Below are 6,371 nucleotides of genomic sequence, written 5' to 3' on the forward strand. Positions count from 1 at the left end.
AAATCAATAATGGTAAAGGTATCTTCAGAATTTAATCCTTGAATAAACCGTTTCATTAACTCTTTAGATTTTGTTAAAGGTTCACCTTCTTGAGAACCAGAAGTATCCATTAAAAAGATCAGGTCTTTGGGAATAATTTGATTAGGGTTATAACGAATGGCAGGTAACAGATAAGCCGCAAAATGTCCTCCTTGGGGAGCAGCTTCTGTTAAGATTGTTGCCCTTGTATTTTCTCCAGAAATTTGGTATCTTAGAATTAGATCTTTATTAGGAATTTGATCGGATTCATCTAAACGAACAAACACTCGATTTCCTTGTTGTTGGGTAATAATTTTATGGGAAGTTGAACGAATGTTATCAATAGGAATCCCTGCATCAATTTCAAGATCAACTTGAATTTTATGCTCTGATTTGGTCTTCGGATCAATAAGAGGCGGTGTAATTCGATCCGCATCGGAAACTTGATTGGTATTGGGTTGATTTTTATCAATTAATTGACCTGGAATATAACGGGGGCCAACCACCATCGGAAAGACAAACTCATAATCTCCTCCTTCAAATTTTAACGAATCAAGATAGCGAATCGTTACGGATATTTGTTCGCCCGGTTGAATATTAGCCAGAGACTGAGTAAAAATATTATCTCGTTCCTGCTCTAATAAAGCGACGGTGCGACCTTGTTCTTTAGCGCGTTGATAGATTTCTTGAGCGCCTTCTCTGGTTTCAATTTTTGATTTTATCGTGCGATCGCCAATTTTAATCACCATTTGATCAATAGCGGCTTGATCGGGAAGGGGAAACACATAAATAGCTTCTAAAGGTTCTTGAAAAGGATTTTCAAAAATTTGAGAAACTTCTACCGATGAAATATTTCCTAAAATTTTAGCTTTAACTTGGGTTTGTTTCAGGGGAAAAACTTGACTTTTAGTGCGAGATTGAACATATAATCCCCCAACTGTTTTTTCTGAGGGTTGCGACGGAAGTTGTGCTAATTTTAAGTCTGAAGATTTACGATCTAAGGATTGAGATAAACTGGCTAAAGTTGGAGCAGGATTTTGTATAAAGTTTAAACCGCTAAAAATGAGAATCCCTAAAGATAGTCTTGCTAAATTTGATAAAGAGTTCATGAATAAAATTGCCATTATTGGAGCTACAATATTAATCAGGTCTAGGAACTAAGACCAAGTTCTGAGTGTAAACGTTCCTGAACCTCACGAGTTTTTGACATTGATGGTACAGTTTTCGCCTAGAATAATAATTATATCGTTTTTAGGCTTGATCTCAACCCTTCAATATTTAAGAAAATCATCAATTCACTCAATAAACGGTTATAATTCAAGGTCAGGTTATTCCCAAAACCGATCATATAAGTCCTCCTCTGATAAATTATTAAGTTCTCATGCTTCAAAATACTCCGATTCGGATTTTTATTAGTACCGGGGAAGTGTCCGGCGATTTACAAGGATCAATGTTAATTGAAGCATTATTCAGACAAGCTAAACAAGCTGGAATATTAATCGAAATTGTTGCATTAGGGGGAGAACGCATGGCGACAGCAGGAGCGATATTATTAGGAAATACCACTAAAATTGGTTCGGTGGGGATTTTAGAATCGATTCCTTATATTCTGCCCACTTATTTAATGCAAAAAAAAGTTCAACAATATTTAATAAATAATCCGCCGAATTTAATCATTTTAATTGATTATATGGGGCCAAATTTGGGTTTGGGAAATTTTGTTAAAAATCACTTACCCCAGGTTCCAATTCTATATTATATTGCACCGCAGGAATGGGTGTGGTCGTTAGGTTCAAAAAGTACCGCACAAATTGTTAAATTAACGAATCGAATTTTAGCGATTTTCCCTGAAGAAGCTCGTTATTTTCAATCCAAGGGTGCACAGGTTACATGGGTGGGTCATCCCTTATTAGATCGAATGAAAATGGCTCCAAACCGAGAAGCATCTCGCCAAAAATTAGGCATTCAACCAGATGAAATCGCGATCGCTTTACTTCCGGCTTCTCGATGGCAAGAAATTAAATATTTAATGCCCATATTATTTGAAGCGGCTCAACAAATTCAAGCTAAAATACCCCAGGTTAAATTTTGGATTCCTTTATCGTTACCCGACTATAAAACAGCAATTGAAACCGCGATTAAAGATTATCAATTAAATGCGGTTTTAGTATCAACAGAAACCAATAATTATCAAACTTTAGAAGTGTTAGCCGCAGCCGATTTAGCTATTACAAAATCAGGAACCGTTAACTTAGAAATTGCCTTATTAAATGTTCCTCAAGTGGTGGTTTATCGGGTGAGTGGTTTAACCGCTTGGGTCGCGCGTCATCTCCTCAAATTTTCGATTCCGTTTATGTCCCCGACTAATTTAGTGCAAATGCAAGCCATTGTTCCTGAATTATTACAAGAAAAAGCTACACCCGAAAATATCGTTCAAGAGGCGATAGAATTATTAACTAATGAGTCTAAACGCCAAAAAATGTTAAATCATTATCAACAGATGAAGCAAGCGTTAGGAGAGGAGGGAGTGTGCGATCGCGCCGCTTTAGAAATATTAAATAGTCTCCCAAAATAACTATTTTCTGCTATAGCAAGTCTAAATCGGTTGTAATAACCTCTATGACTCAAACCCTTACCGTAGGGGCAATTCATGAATTGCCCTTACCCTAAATCAAATAGGATTGCTATATAGTAAAATTAATAGCAATTACCCTCTACAGACAATTTAGGAGGATAATTCCCTTGTCAATTATCGTCGTTCAAGAGTTAACCCCAACCCAAATACAAGATTTAGAACAACTCTATAAACAGGGATGGTGGAGTCATCAACGAACCTCAAAAGATATCCAAAAAATGTTAAGTCACTCTGATCTTATTATAGGTTTAGTGGATGATGAAACCCAAAAATTAATTGGATTTACAAGAGTTTTAACGGATTATACCTATCGAGCCTTAATTTGGGATGTTTTGGTCGAGAGTTCCTACCAAAATCAAGGATTAGGAAAAAAATTAATGGCTGAAATTTTAACTCATCCTGATTTACAAGAGGTTGAAGTATTTTTGTTAATGTGTTTACCTGAAATGGTTTCTTTTTATGAAAAATTAGGGTTTCATTCAGCAGATAGCGTTAAATTAATGAGCTTAGAAACCTCAAATCATTATTAAGAATTTTAAGAAAAACTAGGGAATAGATAAAAAAATAGGAACCAGACAGAAGCCTCATTCCTAAAGCATAGATAAACTGATAGTAAAACCTATTCCCTCTTCCACATTCGTAATTTGTAATTCGTAATTCCCTATCCCCTAAGAGATAAAATTTATTTCTCAAAATTAGAAGAACTATCCACCTCATCATCAGAATAATCTACAGGTCGATATTCAACATAATCCGTTGAATTATTATTGCGATTGCGATCATCGGAATAACGATATTCTGAGGAAGAAGAAGGACGACGACGGGAACGGGAGGTATCAGAAACCGTCCAATCCTCTTTTTCAACTACAGGTGATACAGGAGGACGGTTTGGGCGATTTCGAGTGGGTCGTTCTTCCCGCTCTCTAGGAGGTTCTGGCTCTCCCCAGTCAGAAGTTGTATCAAGACGAGATTCAGGACGGGGACGACGCTTGCGAGGACGCTCTGCTGGAGGTGGATAGTCAACGCTGCTGCTTCTCCGACTAGAGGGACGCCGCCGCACCACATCATCTTCATAGACATCGGCTCTCGTTAAGCGACTATCACGAGTCCCGCGAATTTGACGGGCCATCGGCATATATTCATCGGTGGGTTCGAGTTCGTCTAATTCTGCATCCACCCGATAAACGTTGCTGACATAGCGTTCATCATCCACAATGGGAGCACGTTCTTTCGCTTGGACAACCGCAATTCCTCGGAGGCGAATACTTTCCACCGCAAAGAAAATCGCACTTCCCGTTAATAAAAATTGACCAAAGGCGAGAATCGGATCAAGTCGCCATCCCTGAAACAGCAGAATTCCACCACAAAGCAACCCAATCGCTGCAAAGAAAATATCATGATCCCGTGCGAGTTTGGGACGCCAGGAACGCAGAAAATATAATCCAGCACCAGCAACCGCGAGAATAATCCCGATTAAGCTGCTGAAATTTAAACCTAAATTAACCATTATTCCTTCTCCTATACCAGTCCTATCTTAACGAGTTCTTTGGAGAATCTCTACTGATCTGAGCTTCAGGGTGGATATTGTTGGCAAAAATTAAGATCAGGGGCTAGGGATTCAGATTCAGTTCTGATCTTTTAGCCCCTGAGTTTATGGGTATAACAAGGATTTTGGCAAGTGCACCCGGACTCCTCGGCTGAGAGTAAGTCTAGGAACGAATGATTTTATCCTTCTGGCTGATAAAAATCAGACCAACGGTGGCAGGAATCACTACAATCAAGAGTCCGGCCAGCAAACTGTAAAAAAAGTTCATCAATGAAGGTGTCATAACAAATGCGATCCTTGTCTTAGAATAATTTCTTGGTCTCCTATTTTAACAATACTTGACACTTCCTCGACCTAGAACAGTCAGGATTATTGCTGAATCAAGTTTCCTTGTTGGTCAACATCTTGAGAACCGATTCCCTAGTTTCTGAGAAAACACCCCAAAACCGTTAAAATTGATTCAGAAGCAGTAATAAAACTTAAAATATTTTGTCTTATCCTATGACAACAACGATTTTAACCTGGGGTTTAGGCTTAATTCTGGGTTTGATGACATTTTTGTTTATTTTCCGCATCGTTCTGACTTGGTATCCTCAAGTCAATCAACAGCGTTTTCCTTTCAACCTCATCGTTTGGCCAACCGAACCCTTTTTAGTGATCACCCGCAAAATTGTTCCCCCTTTAGGTGGGGTCGATATCACTCCGATTATCTGGGTGGGCATTTTCAGCTTGTTGCGAGAAATGTTACTCGGTCAACAGGGGTTATTACGAATGATGTAATTAATTGGGCAAAACACAGGGGGTGAAGATCGATTTTCCGTCTGGTTTTTGCCTTGTGTTAGCTTTTTCAGGACAGAGGGTGAGGTAAAAACTGTTGAATATTATTAAAGAAGGATTAAGTGAACGGCTGAAGCAAAAAGGTGTATTATGTGCGATATCTTAGCCGATTTGCCTTGAATCTTAATAACAACTCTATTGTCTAAGTCTATTTTATGTTACGCCGAATTATTCAATTTTTCAAACGACTGATTCAACGACTGTTTGGTAAACAGCCCACTTCGCCATCCCCTGTACCTGAAAGACTTCCGACTCGGACAGATACAGAATATGAAGCTTTGTTTCTGCAACTGTTGAACACGGTACAACAAGGAACCAGTCGGGGACAAGTTAAAGGATGGTTAATTGGGAATAAAGTTCAAGAAGCGGAGTTAGTCGCTTGGTTACAACGGTTTGGAACTCGACTTTTACAAACACCAAGCCAACATGAAGAACTCGCATGGCGAATGTTAGCGTTAGCGAGTTTGGATATTGAAGAATTAGGAGATGTTTCAGGACGTATTGGCAGAAGTATCCTAGAACAAATTGCTCCTCAAACAGAAGCGGAAACGTCAGAGAATAGAGAAGTTTATCCCATTATTGAAGCAGAATTTTTTGGCGATGGGGTAACAGTTTCCTCTGGGGTCAATGCTTCAGAAAACGTTCAGGTTGATCCCATGATTGAGGCAGAATTTGTGGGAGATGGAGTCAATGCTTTGATGGAGGAAGCAGAACCAGCCCTTGCAGAAAATTCTGTTAATTCCCAAGCTCAAATTCCCTTAGAAGAACCCCCAATTATAGAGGAAAATTCCGTTGATTTTCAAGCTCAAATTCCCTTAGAAGAACCCCCAATTATAGAGGAAAATCCCGTTGATTTTCAAGCTCAAATTCCTTTAGAAGAACCTCCAATCATTGAGGAAAATCCTGTTAATTCTCAACTGGAATTCCTACAGGAAGAACAGCCCATTATTCAGGAAATATCATCAGAGGTTGAAGCTTTGTTTCAACAAGGAATTGAACAAGAAGAAGCCGGAAATTTTGAAGGTGCGCTACTGTCTTTTAATCAAACGATTCAACTCAAACCCGATCATCTTTGTGTTTGGTTTTATCGAGGCAATACCCTGAAACATTTAGGCAGACTGGAAGAAGCCTTAGAATCCTTTGAACAAGCCATTAAGCTCAATCCAGAAGATGAAGATGCTTGGAAGAATCGGGGCATTGTTTTAGAATTTTGAGAGCGAATGGAAGCAGCTGGACAATCCTATAACCTCGCCCTTGGATTAGAACCCAATGATCCGTATATTTGGAACAATCGCGGAAATGTTTTATCTGATTTAGGACGATTAGAAGAAGCGT

General features: G+C 38.9%; 8 protein-coding genes. 5 read left to right on the forward strand and 3 right to left on the reverse strand.

The window, feature by feature from the left end:
• A partial coding sequence (locus ACKPEB_RS04985) for a VIT domain-containing protein (RefSeq protein WP_408963729.1) occupies positions 1 to 1,127 on the reverse strand: 1,127 nt, incomplete at its 3' end.
• A gap of 272 nt (positions 1,128 to 1,399) precedes the next feature.
• Between ACKPEB_RS04985 and lpxB the strand changes: the two genes are divergently transcribed.
• Positions 1,400 to 2,593 carry a lipid-A-disaccharide synthase gene (gene lpxB / locus ACKPEB_RS04990; RefSeq protein WP_408963730.1) on the forward strand — a complete coding sequence of 398 codons (1,194 nt, stop codon included), beginning with the start codon at positions 1,400 to 1,402 and terminating at the stop codon, positions 2,591 to 2,593.
• A 167-nt stretch (positions 2,594 to 2,760) separates the two neighbouring features.
• On the forward strand, positions 2,761 to 3,183 hold the full coding sequence (locus tag ACKPEB_RS04995) for a GNAT family N-acetyltransferase (RefSeq protein WP_408963731.1): 423 nt from the start codon (positions 2,761 to 2,763) through the stop codon (positions 3,181 to 3,183).
• A gap of 152 nt (positions 3,184 to 3,335) precedes the next feature.
• Here ACKPEB_RS04995 and ACKPEB_RS05000 read toward each other — a convergent pair whose 3' ends face one another.
• Entirely contained in the window at positions 3,336 to 4,160 is an 825-nt protein-coding gene (locus ACKPEB_RS05000) for a Ycf66 family protein (protein WP_408963732.1), read from the reverse strand.
• A gap of 202 nt (positions 4,161 to 4,362) precedes the next feature.
• Complete coding sequence (psbX, locus tag ACKPEB_RS05005; RefSeq protein WP_408963733.1) at positions 4,363 to 4,482, reverse strand: photosystem II reaction center protein PsbX; 120 nt, start codon at positions 4,480 to 4,482, stop codon at positions 4,363 to 4,365.
• 218 nt (positions 4,483 to 4,700) lie between these two features.
• Between psbX and ACKPEB_RS05010 the strand changes: the two genes are divergently transcribed.
• The 3 genes from ACKPEB_RS05010 to ACKPEB_RS05020 all read left to right on the forward strand — a co-directional run.
• A complete protein-coding gene (locus ACKPEB_RS05010; protein ID WP_408963734.1) occupies positions 4,701 to 4,979 on the forward strand; it encodes a YggT family protein in 279 nt (92 codons plus the stop codon).
• 212 nt (positions 4,980 to 5,191) lie between these two features.
• Entirely contained in the window at positions 5,192 to 6,250 is a 1,059-nt protein-coding gene (locus ACKPEB_RS05015) for a tetratricopeptide repeat protein (protein ID WP_408963735.1), read from the forward strand.
• A gap of 6 nt (positions 6,251 to 6,256) precedes the next feature.
• On the forward strand, positions 6,257 to 6,371 hold a 115-nt coding region (locus ACKPEB_RS05020), incomplete at its 3' end, for a tetratricopeptide repeat protein (protein ID WP_408963736.1).

It is taken from the genome of Planktothrix sp., assembly GCF_046067725.1.
Lineage (GTDB): Bacteria > Cyanobacteriota > Cyanobacteriia > Cyanobacteriales > Microcoleaceae > Planktothrix.